Below are 21,056 nucleotides of genomic sequence, written 5' to 3'. Positions count from 1 at the left end.
CGGGCCGGAATCCAGCAACGCGGAACAGCAGATTCGACAATCTGTGAACCGACCCGGGAGAACACTTCATGAATTCCCGACCCGAGCCAGCAAACAATGACCGAACCTTTTATTTACTGAAGGGCACCGAGGTTACCGGCGGTCAACCCGGCCCGGATTTTCCCTGACCGCAATAGCGGAAACGATGCACCCCTGAGCTGGATCGATGCTAAGTACAGAGCCTGTCGGCGACGCCATCCCTCATCAAGAAAGTAGCGATCGCGCTCAGTGTCCGTGAGGCCGAACGGACCCCCGGCAACACAGATTGAAACCTCGACTGATTTCGTTTAAGGTTCCGCTCCCGCAACTGCGGTAGACGTGGTAGAAATTGTCGCGGCCGCAACCGCATCCTGGTTGCGGCCGCAGCATTTCAGGAAATCAAGTTCAAGGAGAAAACAATGGGAACCCTCTTCACCGTGCTCGGCGCAATCGGAAGCACCATCTCGATCGCGACCTTCATGCAGTCTCTGAGCTGACGGCTCGGGGCCGGTGCGCTCCCGAGGTGCACCGGCCCCTTTGACCGCCACGCAGGCGGTCGCCTTCAGGTCCTGCCCCGGCACTCCCGGGGCGGGCGCTCCGGTAGATGCGACGCCGGGACAGGCCCTGCGTCGGGCAGAGTACGCGGCCACCACCCTGTCGTGACCGCAACAGCGAGAACTAGGGAGAACATGTCTTCGAACACCGTCCGCCGCATCGCCGCCCTCGCGGCCGCCACCGCCCTCCCCGCCGGCCTGCTCATGGCAGGCGCCGGAGCGGGCGTCGCGAGCGCAGCCGACCCGGCCTGCGTCCAGTCCAGCCACGACACCAAGAACGACTGGAGCACCGTGTGGATCACCCACACGTACGACAAGTCCGTCTCGGCCGCCGAGGTCGCCGCAGGCACCAACGTCACCTACAAGATCGTCGTCGGCACCACCAGCATCGGTAACCCCTACGTCAACACCATCCGCGACTACCCGCCGGCCGGCTTCGGCGCCCCCATCTCGACGAAGGTCACCGCCTACCACTTCGCGCAGGGCCAGGTCACCGAGGACGTCACCCCCGAACCGACAGGCGACGGCGGCTGGCGCGCGAGCAGCACCGGATGGTTCGTCAACTCCGGCAACCCGGTCACCGCCGAGTTCACCTACCGCGTCCCCGACAACACCCCGGCAGGCACGAAGGTCACCAGCGGCGGCATCGACATCAGCGGCACCGTCGGCGTCGGAGTGAGGCGCGAGAACCTCACCGCGTGCTTCAACGTGCGGGCCAAGAACCCGGGCGAGGCCGTTCTCGGCAGCGCAGACGGCGCAGGCGTCGGCTCCGCCGAAGGCCAGCTGAGCTCCACCGGCTCGGTCAGCGACGTGCTCGGCGACGCCATCACCCGCGTCATCAACAACGGCAGCTAGTCCCCGTGTGCTCGGCGCCGCGACCGCCGCGGCGCCGAGCAACGAAACCCCCACCCCCACGCTGCGGCCTCGATGGCGACGGTCGCGCACTGGCCACCGAAGGATCACCATGACATCACGAGAGATCACCCGCGGCGTCGCCGCAGGCGCGGCAACGACTCTGGCCATCGGCGCGCTCGCCTTCCTCGGCGCGGGCGTCGCCGGTGCGGCCCCGGCGTCGATCACCTGGGACGACGGCAGCTCCCGTTTCACCAGGACGGTCAGCAACACCTCCCCCGCCGTCGGCGACACCATCACCGTGACAACGAAGTTCGACCGGACCAGCTGGGTCGACGAGTTCATCTACAACGTCAAGGACCGGCATCCGTCCTGCCTGACCTACGTGCCCGGCTCCGCGAAGATGGGCGGCTCCCCGACCAATACGGACGACGTCAATGCCGACGAGGGCAACGGCACCGGCTACGTCCGTTCCTCATGGGGCGTCACCTCCTGGGTGGTCCAGAACCGCCCGGGCTTCCACGCCTCGCCGGAGTACAGCGTCGACTACAAGGTCGGCCCGAACTGCCCCCGCGGCGTCGCCCTGACGACCGGCATGGACTACGGCGGATCCCTCGGCAGCGGCGGCTACGGTCAAAAGGGCCCGTCGCTCAACATGGCCAAGACCGCCACCACCACCACGCTCGGCGCCGTCACCGGCGCCCGCGTCGGCGTGCCGAGCAACCTCACCGCCAACGTCACCGGCGGCGCAGCGGGCGACACCATCGAATTCCGCGACGGCACCGCCCCGATCGGCACTGCCGCCCTCGACGGCGCGGGCACCGCGACCCTCGCCTGGACCCCCACCGTCCGCGGCGGCCACACCCTCACCGCCAGCTTCCCCGACACCGCATTCGCCACCGCCTCGCAGTCCGCGCCGGTCACCGTGCAGGTCGCCGAGCAGAACGCCACCTCCACGATCGCGCTCGCACCGATCACCGGCGCGCAGGTCGGCCGCGCCTCCACCGTCACCGCCACCGTGAACCCGGCCGCTGCAGGCGGCACCGTCGAACTCCGTGACGGCGCGGCCTCCCTCGCCACGCTGCCGGTCGGTGCCGACGGCAAGGTCACCTACCAGTGGGTGCCCGCCGCGGCAGGCGCGCACACCCTCACGGCCACCTTCTCCGGCCGTGACGGCGTCGTCGGATCCACCACTACCGCATCGGTGAACGTGGCCGAGGCACCCGCCTCCTCCACCGACTCGACCACCACCCTCAACCCGGTCGGCGCCGCCGCCGTCGGCACCGCCACCACCCTCACGGCCAAGATCAACCCCGCCAACGCCGGCGGCACCGTCACCTTCAAGGACGGCGGCACCGTCATCGGCACCGGCACGGTCGGCGCCGACGGCACCGCCACCGCCGCGTGGACCCCGGCCACCGCGGGCCAGCGCACCATCACCGCCGAGTACTCGGGTGCAGGCACCGTCAACGCGTCCTCCGACCAGGAATCTGTGATCGTGGGACCGGGCGACGGCACCGGTGGCCCCGGAACCGGCAGCGGCGCCGGCAGCCTCGGCTCGCTCTTCGGCTCCTGACAACCGATACACCGTGAAGGGGCTGTCCCCGGCCACATCGGCCGGGGACAGCCCCTTTTCACAACCCGGCCACCGGCACGACGAACAGCGTCAGGGCCGGGCCGCGACGGGCCCGCCGATGCCCGAGCGCAGGAAGTCGACGAGCGGCGCCGCCAGATCCTCTGCCGTCGCGGGCCCGTGCAGCGGGAACACCGCGGAGGCGAGCAGGATCGAGCCCATCGCCTCGCCTGCCACCCCGAGGTCAACGGCGCCGGGCAGATCTCCGCTCCGCACCCCGGACGCGAGGAACTCCGCCGCGACGTCGCCGAACTCTCCGAACACCCCGAGCAGCCGGTCGATCAGGACCGGATCGATCGACGGCGCCTCGAACACCACGAAGCGGATCAGTTCCGGCTCCTGCCGCACCAGCTCGTGCAGGCGATCGACGATGTGCCGGTACCGGTCGAAGAACTCGTCGAGGTCCGCCGACCGTCCGAGCGCGTCGTCGACGATCCGCTCCCTGATCAGTTCGAAACCGTGGTCCACGACCGCATCCAGCACGTCACGCTTGCTGGTGAAGTAGTTGTAGAACGTGCCGTGGCCGACGCCGAGCGCGGCCACGATGTCGGCGACACCGCAGTTCGCGTAGCCGTCCGCCACGAACACCTGCGCGGCCGCCTGAACCAGCTCGCGGCGCCGCTCCGCGCTGCGCCCGCCCGCGACCCGGTCGTCGGCACCCACCCCGAGGGTCACCGCGCCTGCCCGTCCATGCCCGGCCGACACAGGCCGAACGACACCAGCGCGACGATCGTGTCGGTGTACCGCGCCCGGTCGGCGGCGCATTGGCCGACGCGCAGCCCGCGCAGGAGACCGGGCCAGGTCAGGGCGATGATCGAATGACCCACCGCGTTCGGGTCGAGATCCTTGCGCAGCCAGCCGCCCAGTATCCCGTGCTCGAGCACCTCCGCGACCAGACCGGCCAACACCTGCTCGCCGCGCATCACCCGCCTGCCGAGCTCGTCCTCGATCGCGCTCGCCTCGACCATCAGGAGCTTGAGGACGTTCGGTGAGTCCTCGACCAGTCCGAACAGCGCGTCCGCGAGGTCCCGAATCCGGGCGATCAGCGATTCCAGTGTCTCCGGCGGCTCGAGCAGCGCGGGCGCGTCGACGACATCGATCAGTTCCCGCAGGCAGCGCTCCATCACCTGATCGAGGATCTCGCGCTTGCTGTCGAAGTACCGGTACACGGTGCCGAGGCCAACCCCTGCGCGCTTGGCCACCTGCGCTGCGGTCGTCGCCTCGTAGCCACGCTCGGCGAATTCCTCGATCGCCGAGGACACGATCTGCTCGCGTCTGGTCTCGGACAACCCCGGCTGCGGTGGCCGTCCGCGCCTGGCTGGCCCCTCCTCGAGCACTGCGACGAGCGGCACCGCATCGCTTGGCGTCGACGGCAAGCCTGGCTCCTTCGGCATCGCGGACTCGGGAACTCACGACAATGCGCCCGCATCGGCGGGCGCATTTCCCGGATCGGTCGGTGACCGATCCATGATCAGGATCTTACCAACCGCCGGGCCTCAGCCGGTGGTCTCGGCGACCTCGACGGCGGTCTCCGCTGTGGTCCCGACCAGCTCGAAATCGGACGGGTCGAGCCTGCGGGTGCGCAACCAGTACTGCCAGGTGAACCCGGGCCAGATGGTGCGGTTGACGCCCTTGGCATCGAGGTACCAGCTGTTGCAGCCACCGTTGGTCCACACGCCCTTGGACAGCTTGGCCTGGATGTCCTCGTTGAATCGATCCTGGACCTCGGGCCGCACCGCGATCGCCTCCGCGGCGCTGCCGTCGACGAGCGCCATCGCCGCCAGCACGTATCGGATCTGCTGCTCGATCATGAACACCACCGAGTTGTGCCCCAGGCCGGTGTTCGGGCCGAGCAGGAAGAAGGCGTTCGGATAGCCCGCCACGGTGATCCCCAGGTGCGTCTGGATGCCGTGCTCGTTCCAGTACGGCACCAGTTCCCGGCCGCCGACGCCCGCGAGGTTCACGCTGTCGAACCCGTCGGTCACGTGGAAGCCGGTCGCGAAGATGATGGCGTCCGCCTCGCGAACGGCGCCGCCCCCGGCCACGATGCCCGACTCGGTGACCCCCTCGATGCCCTCGGTGATGATCTCCACGTTGGGCTTGGCCAGCGCCGGGTAGTAGTCGCTCGACCCGAGGATGCGCTTGCACCCGATCCGGTACTCGGGCGTGAGCTTCCGCCGCAGCACCGGGTCGGCGATGCTGCGCGCGATGTTCTTCTTCGCGATCGTCTCCAGCGGCCGCATCAGATTCGAGTGGCCGTTGAGACCGATCGCCAACGATTCCGACACCCAGTAGATGCCATCGCGGAATGCCCTCCTTACCGGCGGCACCAGGTCGAAGACCCGGCGCAGGCGCGTGCCGATCGAGAGGTTCTTGCGGGGCACCACCCATGCCGGGGTGCGCTGATAGAGCTGCAGTTCGGCCACCGCGTCGACGATCTCGGGCACGAACTGGACGGCGCTGGCGCCCGTGCCGATCACCGCCACCCGCTTGCCGGTGAGGTCGTAGTCGTGGTCCCAGCGGGCGGAGTGGAACGCGACACCGCCGAAGTCCCCCATCCCTGGCAGGTCGGGGACGTTCGGGACGTGCAACGCACCGACACCGGCGACGAGGTACTGCGCGACGTACTCGTCGCCCTCCTCGGTGCGGACGTGCCAGCGGTTCTCGGTCTCGTCCCAGTACCCGCCGTCGACGGTGCGACCGAAGTGGGTCTTGGCACGGAGCCCGTACTTGTCGGCGAGGCCTCGCAGGTAGTCGAAGATCTCCGCCTGCCCGGACCACAGCTCGGACCAGCCGGGGTTCGGCTCGAAGGAGAACGAGTACATGTGCGAGGGCACGTCGCAGGCACAGCCGGGGTAGGTGTTCTCCCGCCAGGTGCCGCCGACCTCATCGGCCTTCTCGAGAATGACGAAGTCAGGGCGGCCGGCCTTCAGCAGCTGGATCGCCATGCCCATCCCGGAGAAACCCGCGCCGATGATGAGCACCCGGGACCGATGCTGCTTCGTCTGCGATGCCATGTCCGACCTCGACTCTCCTGTACCTATCGTCAGGTTAACCTCGCGTGACGGCGCTCACCATCGCGTCGCTGAGCCGAAACGCCGCAGGCGGAGCCGCCCGAACCCGCCGCGCCCTGACTACAGTCACGACATGGCCAAGCTTCCGAAGGAACCAGTCGGCAACTGGGAGATCCCCGCGGTCGAGGCGCTGCGGGCGACGCCGGACATCCGGGTTGCCGACATCGTCACGAAGGGCACCCCCGGCTTCGTCGGCGACAAGGCGGTGGGCGAGCGACTGCTCGAGGAGCGCGGCGCACGCCTGTCCGCCCTCCAGGAGCTGCTGTACGCCAACGGACGGTCCGGCGACACCCGCTCGGTGCTGCTGGTGCTGCAGGGGATGGACACCGCGGGCAAGGGCGGGATGCTCCGGCACGTGATCGGCCACGTGGACCCGCAGGGTGTCGACCACGCCTCGTTTGGGGTCCCGACCGCCGAGGAAAAGCGCCACGACTACCTGTGGCGCATCCGCAAGGCCCTGCCGCGCAACGGACAGCTCGGCGTCTTCGACCGGTCCCACTACGAGGACGTGCTGGTGGTGCGGGTGCACAACCTGGTGCCGCCGGAGGTGTGGGAGCCGCGCTACGAGGAGATCAACGCGTTCGAGCGGGAACTGGTCGAGTCCGGTACGACGATCGTCAAGGTGGCGATGTTCGTGTCGCTGGACGAGCAGAAGGCTCGCCTGGCCGAACGGCTCGAGCGGCCCGACAAGTACTGGAAGTTCAACCCCGGCGACATCACCGAACGCGGCTTCTGGCCGGAGTATCAGAAGGCCTACCAGGCCATGCTCGACCGGACCTCCACCGAACACGCGCCGTGGCACGTGGTGCCCTGCGACCGCAAGTGGTACAGCAGGCTTGCCGTCACCGAGTTGCTCATCGACGCACTGGAGAATCTCGACCTCGACTGGCCGCCCGCCGATTTCGACATCGACGAGCAGAAGGCCCGGCTCGCCGAGTCCTGAGCGCCGACCCATGGGCGCTCAGGGGAAGTGCGGGGTGTCCCGGCCCAGCTTGTGGTCGTGGTGGATGGTGCCGCCCACCACCACGATGGCCGTCGTGATCACGAGAACCAGCGCAGACCCGGCGACGATTGCCCAGCCAGGGTGACCGGACCCCGCCGCCACGAGGAACATCCCCAGGGTGAGCGCGGTGAGCAGGACGCCACCGAAGCCGACCCACCCGGCGAAAATGTTCAGACTCATCGCTGACTCCTCTCGGCCGGCGGCGCCCGGCGTCGTCGTCATCGCACGGGCCAGCGGTCGCCGCCGGGCAGCGGGAACCGGGGGGTGTGTTGGTGCACCCGTCGATCGTGGACAACGGCGCTGCTCACGATGCTCGATCCGATCAGCACGCAACCCGCGCAGACCAGGGCCGCCACGATCGCCCAGCCGGTGAAGCCCGACGCCGCGGCGACCACGCTCAGAGCAAACGTGAGGACGGCAACGAGCCCTAGGGCATAACCGATCCATTCGGAGAACAGACTCAACTTCTCGGGGAACCGACGCACCCGCTCCGGGAACTGTCGCAGCTGATCAGAGAACATATTCAGCCTCATGTCGGCGAACAGATTCTGGAACATGCTCACTCCTCCTCGACTCGAGGATCAACCTTTGTGTTCGACGCTACGCCCGGTTCTCGCGCCTCGACAAGGCGTCAGAGGGGCTCAACCGGCTGCGGCATCTGTGTGAACTTGCCGACGATCGCGGCGCAGAACCAGTGCAGGTCCGCCGGTCCGCGGCTGGTGATCAGGTTGCGATCCACCACGACCTTCTCGTTCACGTGGCTGCCGCCCGCGTTGATGATGTCGGTGCGCAGGCTCGGCCAGCTGGTCAGCGTCCGACCTCCGACCACGTCCGCCTCGAGCAACATCCACGGACCGTGTCCGATCGCGCCGACCGGCTTGCCGACGTGCACGAAGTGCCGCACGAACGCGACCGCGTGGTCGTCGACCCGGAGCCGGTCCGGGTTCATCGTGCCGCCGGGCAGGATCAGTCCGTCGAAGTCGTCGACGCTCGCGCGCGAGACCACCAGATCGACCGGGAAGCGGTCCGCCTGCTGCACATCTGCACGAAATGCCTGGATCTCCCCCGGCTCGAGGGAGATCAGCGTGACCGCGGCGCCCGCCTCCTCGACCGCGCGCCGCGGCTCGATCAGCTCGTCTTGCTCGACCCCGTCTGTCGCCAGGATCGCCACTCGGTGACCCTCGAGTTGCCTAGACATCGCCCCGACTCCTTCTGCGCTCGCCTGCGGCGCCCGGATCTCCCCGGGCACCCGCCACCGCAGCGAACGCACCCGGGCATGCACCGAGTATGGCGCCCGATCGGGACGACGACCAGGGGTGCTCCTGGCGTCAGCTCACGAGCAGGACACCCACCAGCGCTATCGACGCAACCCAGACGGTCGACAGGCTCGCCAGCACGAAGGGACGGGGGCCGACGTCTCGGATGACCGCAAGGCGCACCCCGGCGCCGAGGGCGAACATCGCGGCTGTCAGCAGCGCCGTCTGCGCCAGCCCCGCCACGGCAAGGACGGATCCGGGCAGCAGCCCGGTCGACCGCAGCCCTACACACGCGATGAAGGCCAGCACGAACAGCGGCACGAGCGGCGGGCGCTTCGCGGCACCGGCGCCACCGGCGGGCCTGCGCCGACTGCGCACGCTCAGGTAGGCCATCACCGGGGCGAGCATGAGCACCCGGGCGAGCTTGACTACGGTGGCGACGGCCAACGCGGCCCCGCCGATCGCTCCTCCGGCGGCGACCACCTGGGCGACCTCGTGGATCGCACCGCCAGCCCACATGCCTGCGGCCTCCTCGCTGAGCCCCATGGCGCTCGACAGGAGCGGGATCGCCGGGATCATCAGGGTGCCGAAGATGACCACGAGGGCGACCGCGGTGAGCAGCTCCTCCTCGCGGGCGTCGATGACGCCGTCCGCGGCCGCGACCGCCGCCGCGCCGCAGATGGAGAATCCACAGGCGATCAGGACCCGCTGGGTCCACGACAGCCCGAGCAGCTTGCCCGCGTACATCGTCCCGGCCATGCCGAGGCACACGATCGCCACGACAACCGCGATGACGCCCCAGCCGAGCCCCAGGATGTCGCTGAACATCAGCTGCAGCCCGAGGAGCGCGATGCCCACGCGGAGCAGGCGCTTGGACGAGAAGGCCAGCCCGGGGCGGAACCTGGGCGCGATCGTGAACAGGTTCGCCACGAGCGCCCCCGCCACGATCGCGATCAGCATCGGGCTCACGGTGGGCACGAGCCGCCCCACCCCCATCGCGACCAGCGTGCCGACCACGCTGAGCGCGATGCCGGGAAGGACATCGGTCCGCTCGTTGCCCGGCTGCGCGGGAGGCGTATCCGCGGCTGCCCGATCGCGAACGAGATTCGACCCGCTCAGTTCTCTGCTCATGCATCGACTGTCCGTTACCCGAGCTAAGTACGGTAGCCGGTGATTTACCAACACCTCATATCACAGTGATATGGAGATCCCGTTGGGCATACCATGCGCGTATGACCCGCCGTTGGCCCGAGATGGGCGTCCTCGAACTGCTCGTCGGCGTCGACGACCACGGGAGCCTCAGCGCCGCCAGCCGGATCGCGGGCATCGCGCAGCCGAACGCCAGCCGATCCATGAAGCAACTCGAGCGGCAGTTCGGAATGCCCCTGCTGCAGCGCAAACCGACCGGTTCGACGCTGACGCCCCAGGGAACCGTCATCGCCCACTGGGCACGCCAGGTCCTCGCCGACGCGAACCAACTGCTCGATGTCGCCGAGGGGATGCGTGCCGAGCGCTCGGCGGAGCTGACCATCGGCGCCAGCATGACCGTGGCGGAGCACCTGATGCCGGGATGGTTGGGCCTGTTCCGGGGTTTGAATCCCGATGTGACAGTCCATCTGCAGGTCCGCAACTCGGCCCAGGTGTTCGACTGTGTCACCGACGGATCCTGCGATGTCGGTTTCGTCGAATCCCCCTCGGTCCCGTCCTCGCTGCACAGCATCACCGTCGCTCGTGACCGGCTGGTGGTGGTCGTTCCGCCCGACCACCCGTGGACCCGCCGACGGCGGCCGCTGACCATCGCCGAACTCGCCGCCACCTCGCTCCTGGTCCGCGAGCCCGGGTCGGGCACCAGGACCACGCTCGACCTGGCCCTGCAGGAATACGAGCGCGCGAAGCCGATCCTCGAACTGGGCAGTGCCGCCGCCATCCGGACGAGCGTGCTCGGCGGGGTCGGACCCGCCGTCCTCAGCACGCTCGCGGTCAAGGATCAGGTACGAACCGGCGAGCTTCGGGTGATCCACGTCGACGGCCTCGAGCTCGGCCGGACCCTCCGGGCAGTCTGGCGACCACCACGCCAACTCGACGGTCCCGCAGGCGATCTCGTGCGACTCGTGCGAAGGACCGCGCAGCAGCGCGCCGACTGAACCGACCCGGACCGCGTCAGGAGTGAAGCGACGCGGACCGCGTCAGAAGGTCCCGGCGTCGACGACGAATCGGTAGCGCACATCGCTGCGCACCACCCGGTCGTAGGCCTCGTTGATGCGGTCCGCGGGGATCACCTCGATCTCCGCGCCGATCCCCTGCTCGGCACAGAAGTCCAGCATCTCCTGCGTCTCGGCGATCCCGCCCACCATCGACCCGGCCAGGCTGCGCCGGTTCGACGCGAGCGAGAATCCGCTGACCCGAATCGGCTTCTCGGGCAGGCCGAGCTCCACCAGCGCCCCGTTGACCGCGAGCGTCGACATGTACAGGTCGATGTCGAGGTTCACCGAGACGGTGTTGAGGATCAGGTCGAACCTCGACCGCAGCGCCTTGAAGGTCGCGGGGTCGCTCGTCGCGTAGTAGTGGTGGGCACCGAAGCGCAGGCCGTCGTCCTGCTTGCTCAGCGTCTGACTCAGCACGGTCACCTCCGCACCGAGCGCGGCGGCGATCTTCACCCCGACGTGCCCGAGCCCGCCCATGCCGATGATCGCCACCTGCTTGCCGGGACCCGCGCCCCAGTGCCGAAGGGGCGAGTACAGCGTGATGCCCGCGCAGAGCAGCGGCGCCGCGACATCCAGCGCGAGACCGTCCGGGATGCTGAGCACGAACCCCTCGGTGACCACGATGTGAGTGGAGTACCCACCCATCGTGTACTCGCCGTCGCCGATACGCGAGTTATAGGTCTGTACAACTCGTTTGGTGCAGTACTGCTCGTCCCCGGACGCGCAGGCATCGCATGCGCCACAGGAATCGACAAAGCAGCCGACGCCGACGCGCTCCCCGACCTCGTGCAGGGTGACCTCGGAGCCGACGGCGGCGACGACGCCCGCGATCTCGTGACCCGGCACCACCGGATAGTGGGTGCCGCCCCACTCGTTGCGCGCGGTGTGGATGTCGGAGTGACAGATGCCCGAGTACTTGATCTCGATGAGCACGTCGAGCGGACCCAGGTCCCGGCGCTCGATGCCGACCTTCTCGAGCGGTCCGTCGGCACTGGTCGCGGCGTAGGCGGAAACTGTGAGCATGCGTAAGTTTCTATAGGCCGAGCCGATTCCGCGCAACGCGACCGACCTCGTCGCAGGTCTGGCGGTCACGACTCAGCCGAGCCCAGACCGATCGACCGTGATCCGCCGCAGCAACGAGTCGGCGGCCGATTCGAAGACCTGCGGAAGATCGATGTCGTCGGGGACGGTGGCCCACTGATCGCGGAGACCCTCGTTCAGGGCCAGCAGTTCGAGGATCACCTGGCGGGCATCGACGTCCGGCCGGATCTCCCCCTCCTCGATCCCCCGCTCGACGACGGGTACGAGCATTCGCAGCGAGACGATCAGGTTGCCGCGCAGGCGCTCGCTCGCGGGGTTCGATTCGAGCAACGCCTCCCCGCTGAGAACGGCACGGAAGCGCACCAGTTCGGGACGACGCATGCTGTTGCGAACCGCAACGGTGAACTGATGGAACAGATCCCGCACCGTGCCGGTCGCATCGAAGGCGTCGGCATAGGGATCTTCCCGCAGTGCGATGGCGGCGAGGAAGAGTTCCTTCTTCGTCCCGAAATGGTGGAGCAGTCCGGCATCGCTGACGCCGGCATCGGCCGCTATTCGCGCCAGCGACGAATTCGCGTACCCGAAGCGGGAGAAGTGTTGGACGGCGGCCATCAGGATGCGTTCGTGCCTGTCCTCACCCGGCGCGTATCGGCGGCGCGGGCGAGGCCGACCCCTGGGTGACTCGTCGTCTGGATCTCGGTCCGGCCCCTCGGCTGTCATCACGATCTTTCTGCGAGTGTCGGGCACTGATCGCTCGAGCCTATTCGGTGACCGAGCCACAGAAGACGTTCATGCCGCGTCTTCTCGAAAGTCATCCAGAAGACCTAGTGGCCACTTAGCATTTGCCTCCAAGCACGGCGGCCCGACGGCCGCGAAGCGCTGAACAGCAGATATGCCGACAAGGAGAAGGAGAGTTCACTGATGACCACTCAGCAGCGATTGCGCCGGCGGATGCCCGCGCGGTCGGCAACCGTGGGGGCACTCTTGCTGGCGCTCGTCGCCGCACCGGTGACGGTGGCACTCGCAGACGAGGCACCACCGGTCGCGGAGTCACCGGGGTCGACCCAGGTACTGGACGGCACTGGTTCCGGCGATATGTGGGCGGTGCCGACCCTGCCGGCCGACCAGCTCACGCTGATCATCGCCTTCAGCTTCGGCAACAGGATGCCGGCGGGGGCGGATCCCGCACGAACCGAGGGTGAGCCGGGGCTGGTCAACGAGGCGCTCGCGGACACGGTCGTCGCGGCGCGCGGCGATCGGGACATCCCGGTCTACGCACAGACCCCGATCGCGGACGTCCTGCGCACCAAGTACGACATGGACGACGTCGTGGCCATCGCGGCCGACGTTCGCCCCGACGGCACGCTCGCGTATCTGTCGACCGATGGGGCCGCGGCGAAGGTCGCCGCCCTGCGCGGCGCGTCACAGGCGACCGACCTCGCCGGCGTGGTGGCGTTCGGAGACCACCAGTGGCGGGCCACCCGAACCGCGGAGGCCAACGGCTTCCGCGCCTTTGCGCCGCTGGGGATTTCGATGCCCACCCAGTATGACCCGGAGTCGGCCAGGTGTGGACGAGGAGCCGCGAGGTCTACCTGCCGACCGACTACGCAGGCAGGATCCCGCTGCTCATCGAGACCGGCAGCGGAGCCGGCCGATAGGCACTATGACCGCTTCCGCGGCCACGATGGGGCGGGTTACACCCGCCCGCCCCATCGGATCACCGAAAACCCGCGTGGACACCTGGCGCTCCCCTAGAATTCACCAGTTGGACAATCGTCCAACTGGGTCGGTGAATCCCTGAGGAGTGACATGCGCAGATTGCTCGCGACAAGCATCGCGGTGCTCGGAACGCTGTTCGCATCAACACCAGCGGTGGCCGCCGCCGACGAAGCCCCGTCGACGCCGATCAGCCAGGTCCGCATCGACGGACGTTCCCTCGTCGACGGGTACGGACGCACGGTCCTGCTGCACGGGGTCAACAACGTCGACAAGGAACCGCCGTACCTCACCCCGGGGGACGGACTGACCCTCACCGCCGCCGACGCCGACCTGCTCGCCCGGCACGGGTTCAACACCGTCCGCCTCGGCGTGTCCTTCGACGGCCTGATGCCCGAGCAGGGCCAAATCGACCCCGCCTACCTCGACCGGATCGCCGACACGGTCGACGTCCTCGGCACCCGCGGCATCCACGTCCTGCTCGACAACCACCAGGACGGACTGAGCCCGGCCTGGGGCGGAAACGGCTTCCCGGAATGGTCCATCAAGGCCAGACCCTTCCCCGGCGAACCGAACCCGGGATTCCCGATGAACTACCTGATGCCCAGCATGAACATCGGCTGGGACGAGGTCTGGACCAACAAGAACGGGGTACTCGACCACCTCGGCACCGCCCTCGCAGCGCTCGCCACCAGGGTGGAGGGGAAACCCGCCGTCCTCGGCATCGAGCTGATGAACGAACCCTGGCCCGGCTCACCGTTCCTGACCTGCTTCCCCGGCGGCTGCCCCGGCTTCGACCGGACCTACCAGGCCGCGATGCAGAAGCTGACCGACCACATCCGAGGCGCGAGCGCGACGGTGCCGGTGTACTGGGAACCCAACGTGACCTGGAACCAGGGCATGCCCAGCTACCTGGGCAGCCCACCGCAGACCCCGGCGATCACCGACCCGAACATCGCCCTCTCCGTGCACGACTACTGCATCCCCAGCCAGATGAGCATCTACGGCGGGGTGCCCGAGAAGGCCAAGCTGGCCTGCCCTGCCCAGCACGAGCTGACCTGGGCTCACATCGATTCGCTGACCTCCCGCACCAACCGGCCGGCCCTGGTGACCGAGTTCGGCGACATCGACCCGAACACCCTGGCGGCCACGATGTTCCGCGCCGACGAGCGCTTCACCGGCTGGCAGTACTGGCACTACTCATCGATCTTCGGCCCCGGCGGCGGCGCGGATCCGTTCCACGGACAGGTCGGCGACCAGCTGGTGCGCACCTACCCGCAGGCCACCGCAGGCACCCCCGGCACCCTGAAGTTCAACCCTGACGGCGGCGACTTCAAGTACACGTACACGCCGCGGCCGTCGAGCAAGCCGACCGAGATCTACGTCTCCGACCGGCACTACCCCGCCGGCTACGTCACCGAGGTCACCGGCGGCCACACCACCTCCCCCACGGGCGCCCGCACGGTCACCGTCCATGCAGACGGCACCGGCCCGGTCACCGTCAAGATCCACCGACCCGACTCGGACGGCAACAACCTGCCCGACAAGCCGGGCTTCGGCTCGGGCTCGGCCGGCAGCTCGGGCTCCTGACCGGCCCGCTTCATCACCCGAATGCACGAAGGCCCCGGACCGTGAGGTCCGGGGCCTTCCGCGTGTCCACGCCTATTCGGCCGCGGCGGCCTTCTCGGCGCGGCGGCGCAGGCGGCGCGCGGCCGCCACCAGGTTCCGCAGCGAGGGCTCGAGCTGCCAGTAGTGCCTGGTCTTGAGGCCGCCGTCGGGATTGGCCCACAGTCGGTCCAGCTCCACCGATTCCGAGGCCTCGGTGAGCAGCTCGTCGAGCTCATCGATGTCCGGGATTCGGGCCGAACGGCTCTCGTACACACCGGGTCCCACGCCGTGGGTGAGCTTGCGCTCCTTGATGGCGTCGAGCACCCAGGTGATCGAACGGGTCGCCACGATCGCGGTCACATCGCAGTCCATCCGCTCGATCGCGTCCACCACCGACTTCTGGGTCGTATAGGTCAGGTGGGTGTGGATCTGCGTCTCCGGCTTGGCACCGCCGGTAGCCAGCTTGAACGCGTCGACCGCCCAGTCCAGGTACTCTTTGCGCCCGCCCGCCCGCAGCGGCAGCAGTTCCCGGATCGCCGGCTCGTCAACCTGGATGATCGAGATGCCCGCGGCCTCAAGGTCGGCCACCTCGTCACGGATCGCCAGCGCCAGCTGATCAGCGGTCTCGTGCAGCGGCTGGTCCTGCCGGACGAACGAGCGCGCCAGCATGGTGATCGGACCGGTGATCATGCCCTTGACCGGCTTGTCGGTCAGCGACTGCGCGTAGCCGATCCACTCCACGGTCATCGGCCCCCGCCTGCGGACGTCACCGAAGAGGATCGGCGGACGCACGCAACGCGACCCGTACGCCTGCACCCAGCCGTTGTGCGTGGACGCGAATCCGTCCATCAGCTCGGCGAAGTACTGGATCATGTCGTTGCGCTCGTGCTCGCCGTGCACGAAGACGTCGAGGCCGATGTCCTCCTGCAGCCGGATGGTGCTCTCGATCTCGGCCTGGATGCGCTTGACGTAGTCAGCCCACTCCAGCCGTCCCTGACCCAGCTCGTACCGCGCCTGGCGGACGGCATCGGTCTGCGGGAACGAGCCGAGAGTCGTCGCGGGCACCTTCGGCAGGTTCAGCTTCTCCTGCTGAGCCAGCCGACGGACCTCGTACGGAGCCCGGATGCGGTCTTCGGCCTTGATGGCGTAGACCCGTTGGCGCACTTCGTGCTTCTGCTTGAAATGCACTTTCGTCGGCTTCTTGCGCCAGCGCTCCGACGGGCCCTCGGTGAGCGCCTTGGCCAGTGAGACCACCTCGCCGACCTTCTGCTTCGCGAAGGCGAGCCGGTCCGCGACGTCGCCGTCGAGTTCCCACTCGGCCAGCACGTCGTACGGCACGTGCATCAGCGAACAGGACGTCGAGACAACCAGATCCGGGATAACGTCCTTGAGCGAGGACAGGTAGGTGAGCGTGACGAGGTTGTCTGCCCGCCACACGTTTCGGCCGTTCACGACGCCCGCGTAGAGGCGCTTGCGCTTGAGGCCGGGGATCTTCGCCAGTTCGTCGGCCGCGACCTTGCCGTAGACCAGGTCGAGTCCGAGCGCCTCGATCTTCGTGGCGGCCAGGATCGGCAGTGCCTCACCGAGATTCCCGTACGGGCCGGTGACCAGGATCCGCGGGCGCAGCGGCGCGTGGGACAGCGTGGTGTACGCCCGGCCGAGCGCGGCCAGTTCCTCCTGCGTGCGGTCCTGGGTGAAGGCGGGCTCGTCGAGCTGGACGCAGGTCGCCCCGGCCTTGGCGAGCAATTCGAACAGCGCCTCGTACTGCGGCAGCAGCGAATCCAGCAGGTCGAGCACCGAGAAGTCGTCCGCCGCATCGGCGCTCGCCTTCGACAGCAGCAACAGCGAAACGGGGCCAAGGAGCACGGGGCGCAGTTCGATGCCGCGCGCCTTGGCCCGTTCGAACTCGTCCATCAGCGCGTCTGCGCGCAGGGTGAACACTGTGCGCTCGTCGAGCTCGGGCTGACGGTAGTAGTAGTTGGTGTCGATGAACCGCACCAGCTCCAGCGGCGGGAAGTCGGGCCTGCCGCGGGCCATGGTGAAGTAGAAGTCGAGTTCGTTGAGCTCGCCCTCGAGCGGGGCGAACCGGCTGGGCACGGCGCCGAAGAGCAGCGCGTTGTCCAGCACGTGGTCGTAGTAGGAGAAGGTGTTGCCGGGAACCTGCGTCAGGCCGGTCGCGGCCAGCTCGCTCCAGGTCTGCTCCTGGAGCTCCCGGCCGACGGCGATCAGCTCGGCCTGGCTGGACTTGCCGTGCCAATACGCCTCGAGTGCCCGCTTGAGTTCGCGTCGGGGCCCGATCCTGGGGTACCCCAGGACGCTGGAGCCGTAGGTGGCGGCGCTGTTGGACATCGTGTCGACCTCTCCCTCGATGCGCTTCGCGCCCGTGCGCGATCGGTACCCCGGCAGGGGTGAAAATCGCGCACGGGCGCCGAAGGTGCGTACTGGTGAAGCTGGCTAGCTTGCTTTCTTCGTGCTCCGACCGTTCTCGCCGTACTCATAGAAGCCCGCGCCGGACTTCTTGCCGACGAGACCGGCCTCGACCATGCGCAGCAGCAGCGGCGGCGCCGAGTACAGCGGCTCCTTGAACTCCTCGTACATCGAGTCCGCGATCGACTTGACGGTGTCGAGGCCGACCAGGTCCGTCAGGGCCAGCGGGCCCATCGGGTGGTTGCAGCCGAGCACCATCGCGCGGTCCACGTCGTCCTTGGTCGCGAAACCGGACTCGACCATCCGGATCGCCGACAGCAGGTACGGCACGAGCAGCGCGTTGACGACGAAGCCGGAGCGGTCGGCCGAACGGACGACCTGCTTGCCGAGGACCTCGCTGGCGAACTGCTCGGCCCGCTCGGAGACCGCGGCGCTGGTCTTGAGGGTGGTGACCAGCTCGACGAGCGGGAGCACGGGCACCGGGTTGAAGAAGTGCATGCCGATCACGCGCTCGGGCGCCTTGGTCGCGATGCCCAGCTTCATGATCGGGATGGAGGAGGTGTTGGACGCCAGCACCGCGTTCGGGTCGGTGACGACCTGGTCGAGCTCGGCGAAGATCGCGCTCTTGACCTTCTCGTCCTCGAGGACGGCCTCCACGACGAGCTGCCGGTCGGCGAAGTCGCCGAGATCGGAGGTGAAGCGCAGCCGCCAGGCGGCCTGCTCCCGCTCGCGCTCGGTGATCTTGCCGCTGCTCACACCGCGGTCCAGCGACCGCAGGATGCGGGCGCGGCCGGCAGCCGCGAGCTCGCGGGTCTGCTCGAACACCAGAACATCGACATGTGCGCGGGCGCACACCTCGGCGATTCCGGCGCCCATGATGCCTGCGCCGATCACGCCGACGCGCTGAATCTTTTCGCTGGTCACGTCAGCTCCTCATCGTCTAGTGGAGTCGTCCGCACCGCGGGGCCCGGGCTGTGGGCCCCGCGGTGGGTGGGACGGGTGGTGCAGGTGAAGCGGGGGTTCCTAGTGGAACTGGCCCTCTTCGGTGGAGCCCTTCAGCGCCGCGGTGGACGTGTTGGGGTCGACCGTGGTGGCGATCTTGTCGAAGTAGCCGGCGCCGACCTCACGCTGGTGCTTGATGGCGGTGAAGCCACGCTCCTCGGCGGCCTTGAACTCGCGCTCCTGCAGGTCGACGAAGGCGGTCATGCCCTCACGGGCGTAGCCGTGGGCCAGGTCGAACATGCCGTAGTTGAGCGAGTGGAAGCCGGCCAGGGTGATGAACTGGAACTTGAAGCCCATCGCGCCGAGCTCCTTCTGGAACTTCGCGATGGTCGCGTCGTCCAGGTGCTGCTTCCAGTTGAAGGACGGGGAGCAGTTGTAGGCCAGCAGCTGGTCCGGGAACTCGCTGCGGACGGCCTCGGAGAACTTCTTGGCGACCTCGAGGTCCGGCACGCCGGTCTCCATCCAGATGAGGTCGGAGTACGGCGCGTAGGCCTTGGCGCGAGCGATGCAGGGCTCGATGCCGTTCTTGATGCCGTAGAAGCCCTCGGCCGTGCGGGTGCCGTCGAGGAACGGGCGGTCACGCTCGTCCACGTCGGAGGTGAGCAGGGTGGCGGCCTCGGCGTCGGTACGCGCGATGACGACGGTGGGGACGTCCGCGACGTCGGCCGCGAGACGCGCCGAGGTCAGGGTGCGGATGTGCTGCTGGGTCGGGATGAGCACCTTGCCACCGAGGTGGCCGCACTTCTTCTCCGACGCGAGCTGGTCCTCCCAGTGCGAGCCGGCGACGCCGGACGCGATCATGGCCTTCTGCAGCTCGTAGACGTTCAGCGCGCCACCGAAGCCGGCCTCGCCGTCCGCGACGATCGGGGCGAGCCAGTTCTCGACGGAGGTGTCGCCCTCGACCTTGGCGATCTCGTCGGCGCGCAGCAGCGCGTTGTTGATGCGACGGACGACCTGCGGCACCGAGTTGGCCGGGTAGAGGCTCTGGTCCGGGTAGGTGTGACCCGAGAGGTTCGCGTCACCGGCGACCTGCCAGCCGGAGAGGTAGATGGCCTTGAGGCCGGCGCGCACCTGCTGCACTGCCTGGTTGCCGGTGAGGGCACCGAGGGAGTTGATGTAGTCCTCGTTGTTCACGAGGTCCCACAGGATCTCCGAGCCACGGCGGGCCAGGGTGGCCTCCTCGACGACGGAGCCCTGGAGCTTGACGACCTGCTCGGCCGTGTAGTTACGGGTGAGTCCCTTCCAGCGGGGATTGGTGTCCCAATCCTGCTGGATCTCAGCTGCGGTCTTCGGGGTGCCGGTGGTCGACATCGAGGCTCCACTCTCTTGTATCTGCTGGTCCGGTACGGATGTACTGCTTCACATCCTTGCCAGGCCCTTCGTATGTACTTAACGAGAGTGGCATACACAAAAACTGCCGTCTACCTGTTGCTAATGCCAATCTTGGCTAGGTTTTCAACCCGGGTTGCTAACTTTGCAAAGTTCATACCGGCCAAGCGAGCGCTTGGCTACCGGCAAGTAGGTTGGCGATCTACCGGCAAGTAGGTTCCGACCTGCGGATTGTTCGAGGCACGCGAACTGCCGCGGTCGCGCCGACATCCCGGCTCCGCGGAGGACCGCGCCGACGCCCGATCACGGTGGACCCGATCCGGCTGTGAGGGCAATCACGTCGCCCGAAGGTCGCCGAACGACTCGTTCCACCGTCGCGACGAGGTCCGCGACGGTGGCCACGCCTCCGGCTAACGTGCCGGCATGAGACTGCGGCTCGGACGCCCCGACATCAACCGGTACGCCGATCGATTCGATCTCACCCCGGCGACCGATGGGCTCGCGGTCACGTTTCTCGGCGTCGCGAGCCTGCTCCTCGACGACGGCTCGTCGGCGATCATGACCGACGGGTTCTTCACCAGGCCGGGCCTACCGAGGGTGTTACTGGGCAGGATCGCCCCCGACCCGGACCGGATCGACGCCGCACTCTCCATGGCGGCCGTCACCCGACTCGACGCGGTCATCCCGGTGCACACCCATTTCGACCACGCGCTGGACTCCGCGGCCGTCGCGGAGCGAACCGGCGGGCTGCTCGTCGGCGGCGAGTCCACCGCCTCGATCGGTCGTGGGCACGGGCTGCGGCCGGATCGCATCGCGGTCGTCGCCGACGGGGCCTGCCTGCGGCTCGGGGGCTTCGAGGTCGCCATGGTCGCGTCACATCACTGCCCGCCCGATCGCTTTCCCGGTGAGATCACCGAGCCGGTCGTTCCGCCGACCCGGGTGTCGGCGTACCGGTGTGGCGAGGCCTGGTCGATCGTCGTCGGCCACCCGGCCTCGGGGAGGTCGCTGCTCGTGCAGGGCAGCGCGGGGTACGTGCGTGGCGCGCTGGCAGGCAGGCGGGCCGAGGTGGCCTACCTCGGGGTGGGTCAGCTCGGCATCCAGCCGGAGGAGTACATCGAGGAGTACTGGCGGGAGACCGTCCGCGAGGTCGGCGCCAGGCGCGCAGTGCTGATCCACTGGGACGACTTCTCCCGGCCGCTGTCCGAACCGTTGCGCGCGCTCCCCTACGCGGGCGACGACCTCGACCGCACGATGACGGTGCTCACCAGGCTTGCCGACGCGGACGGCGTGGCGCTGAGCTTCCCGACCGTCTTCGCCCGCGAGAACCCCTGGGCCTGAC

The 21,056-nt window shown here is 68.4% G+C and carries 19 protein-coding genes; 7 read left to right on the top strand and 12 right to left on the bottom strand.

Annotation, left to right across the window (positions count from 1 at the left end; translation table 11 throughout):
* The first annotated feature begins 707 nt into the window (after positions 1-707).
* Together JOE46_RS22730 and JOE46_RS22725 are read left to right on the top strand one after the other, a co-directional pair.
* On the top strand, positions 708-1,427 hold the full coding sequence (locus tag JOE46_RS22730; RefSeq protein WP_209928573.1) for a hypothetical protein: 720 nt from the start codon (positions 708-710) through the stop codon (positions 1,425-1,427).
* Between the two features lie 109 nt (positions 1,428-1,536).
* Positions 1,537-3,000, top strand: a complete 1,464-nt coding sequence (locus JOE46_RS22725; RefSeq protein WP_097210211.1) for an Ig-like domain-containing protein — start codon at positions 1,537-1,539, stop codon at positions 2,998-3,000.
* Between the two features lie 90 nt (positions 3,001-3,090).
* Here JOE46_RS22725 and JOE46_RS22720 read toward each other — a convergent pair whose 3' ends face one another.
* The 3 genes from JOE46_RS22720 to JOE46_RS22710 all read right to left on the bottom strand — a co-directional run bounded on the left by JOE46_RS22720 (position 3,091) and on the right by JOE46_RS22710 (position 6,074).
* Positions 3,091-3,732 carry a TetR/AcrR family transcriptional regulator gene (locus JOE46_RS22720; RefSeq protein ID WP_209928571.1) on the bottom strand — a complete coding sequence of 214 codons (642 nt, stop codon included), beginning with the start codon at positions 3,730-3,732 and terminating at the stop codon, positions 3,091-3,093.
* Entirely contained in the window at positions 3,729-4,433 is a 705-nt protein-coding gene (locus tag JOE46_RS22715) for a TetR/AcrR family transcriptional regulator (protein WP_209928569.1), read from the bottom strand. Before JOE46_RS22715 ends, JOE46_RS22720 begins: the two co-directional genes overlap by 4 nt.
* Positions 4,434-4,553: 120 nt before the next feature.
* Positions 4,554-6,074, bottom strand: a complete 1,521-nt coding sequence (locus JOE46_RS22710; protein ID WP_209928567.1) for an NAD(P)/FAD-dependent oxidoreductase — start codon at positions 6,072-6,074, stop codon at positions 4,554-4,556.
* 130 nt (positions 6,075-6,204) lie between these two features.
* On the opposite strand from JOE46_RS22710, the gene JOE46_RS22705 reads away from it, so the two are divergent.
* On the top strand, positions 6,205-7,074 hold the full coding sequence (locus JOE46_RS22705) for a polyphosphate kinase 2 family protein (RefSeq protein ID WP_209928565.1): 870 nt from the start codon (positions 6,205-6,207) through the stop codon (positions 7,072-7,074).
* Positions 7,075-7,092: 18 nt separating this feature from the next.
* Here JOE46_RS22705 and JOE46_RS22700 read toward each other — a convergent pair whose 3' ends face one another.
* From JOE46_RS22700 to JOE46_RS22685, 4 genes are all read right to left on the bottom strand, one after another.
* On the bottom strand, positions 7,093-7,314 hold the full coding sequence (locus tag JOE46_RS22700; protein WP_097210206.1) for a hypothetical protein: 222 nt from the start codon (positions 7,312-7,314) through the stop codon (positions 7,093-7,095).
* A gap of 38 nt (positions 7,315-7,352) precedes the next feature.
* Positions 7,353-7,691 carry a hypothetical protein gene (locus tag JOE46_RS22695; RefSeq protein ID WP_245221148.1) on the bottom strand — a complete coding sequence of 113 codons (339 nt, stop codon included), beginning with the start codon at positions 7,689-7,691 and terminating at the stop codon, positions 7,353-7,355.
* Positions 7,692-7,765: 74 nt separating this feature from the next.
* Positions 7,766-8,332: a type 1 glutamine amidotransferase domain-containing protein gene (locus JOE46_RS22690; protein ID WP_209928564.1), complete on the bottom strand. Its 567-nt coding sequence runs from the start codon at positions 8,330-8,332 to the stop codon at positions 7,766-7,768.
* 130 nt (positions 8,333-8,462) lie between these two features.
* Positions 8,463-9,521 (bottom strand): YeiH family protein, encoded by a 1,059-nt coding sequence (locus tag JOE46_RS22685; protein WP_209928563.1) that lies wholly within the window; start codon positions 9,519-9,521, stop codon positions 8,463-8,465.
* Between the two features lie 101 nt (positions 9,522-9,622).
* Between JOE46_RS22685 and JOE46_RS22680 the strand changes: the two genes are divergently transcribed.
* A complete protein-coding gene (locus JOE46_RS22680) occupies positions 9,623-10,534 on the top strand; it encodes a LysR family transcriptional regulator (RefSeq protein ID WP_209928562.1) in 912 nt (303 codons plus the stop codon).
* 42 nt (positions 10,535-10,576) lie between these two features.
* On the opposite strand, the gene JOE46_RS22675 is transcribed toward JOE46_RS22680, so the two are convergent.
* The gene (locus tag JOE46_RS22675; RefSeq protein ID WP_209928561.1) at positions 10,577-11,617 is read right to left on the bottom strand and encodes an NAD(P)-dependent alcohol dehydrogenase; all 1,041 of its coding nucleotides are present in this window, start codon (positions 11,615-11,617) and stop codon (positions 10,577-10,579) included.
* 72 nt (positions 11,618-11,689) lie between these two features.
* Positions 11,690-12,247 carry a TetR/AcrR family transcriptional regulator gene (locus JOE46_RS22670; protein WP_209928559.1) on the bottom strand — a complete coding sequence of 186 codons (558 nt, stop codon included), beginning with the start codon at positions 12,245-12,247 and terminating at the stop codon, positions 11,690-11,692.
* Positions 12,248-12,556: 309 nt separating this feature from the next.
* On the opposite strand from JOE46_RS22670, the gene JOE46_RS22665 reads away from it, so the two are divergent.
* The gene (locus JOE46_RS22665; RefSeq protein WP_209928557.1) at positions 12,557-13,390 is read left to right on the top strand and encodes a hypothetical protein; all 834 of its coding nucleotides are present in this window, start codon (positions 12,557-12,559) and stop codon (positions 13,388-13,390) included.
* 54 nt (positions 13,391-13,444) lie between these two features.
* Positions 13,445-14,941 carry a cellulase family glycosylhydrolase gene (locus tag JOE46_RS22660; protein ID WP_209928555.1) on the top strand — a complete coding sequence of 499 codons (1,497 nt, stop codon included), beginning with the start codon at positions 13,445-13,447 and terminating at the stop codon, positions 14,939-14,941.
* A gap of 72 nt (positions 14,942-15,013) precedes the next feature.
* Here JOE46_RS22660 and metE read toward each other — a convergent pair whose 3' ends face one another.
* From metE to aceA, 3 genes are all read right to left on the bottom strand, one after another.
* Positions 15,014-17,308 (bottom strand): 5-methyltetrahydropteroyltriglutamate--homocysteine S-methyltransferase, encoded by a 2,295-nt coding sequence (gene metE, locus JOE46_RS22655; protein ID WP_097210199.1) that lies wholly within the window; start codon positions 17,306-17,308, stop codon positions 15,014-15,016.
* 105 nt (positions 17,309-17,413) lie between these two features.
* Positions 17,414-18,310, bottom strand: a complete 897-nt coding sequence (locus JOE46_RS22650; RefSeq protein ID WP_077040593.1) for a 3-hydroxybutyryl-CoA dehydrogenase — start codon at positions 18,308-18,310, stop codon at positions 17,414-17,416.
* 99 nt (positions 18,311-18,409) lie between these two features.
* A complete protein-coding gene (aceA, locus tag JOE46_RS22645; RefSeq protein ID WP_097210198.1) occupies positions 18,410-19,699 on the bottom strand; it encodes an isocitrate lyase in 1,290 nt (429 codons plus the stop codon).
* A gap of 441 nt (positions 19,700-20,140) precedes the next feature.
* Here aceA and JOE46_RS22640 point away from each other — a divergent pair, with 441 nt between their 5' ends.
* Positions 20,141-21,055 carry an MBL fold metallo-hydrolase gene (locus tag JOE46_RS22640; RefSeq protein WP_209928554.1) on the top strand — a complete coding sequence of 305 codons (915 nt, stop codon included), beginning with the start codon at positions 20,141-20,143 and terminating at the stop codon, positions 21,053-21,055.
* Position 21,056: the final 1 nt, after the last annotated feature.

Source organism: Rhodococcus sp. PvR099, from assembly GCF_017833315.1.
Lineage (GTDB): Bacteria > Actinomycetota > Actinomycetes > Mycobacteriales > Mycobacteriaceae > Rhodococcus_G > Rhodococcus_G oryzae.
Note: the sequence above shows the minus strand (reverse complement) of the source record. Positions and strands in the feature narration are given on the sequence as shown.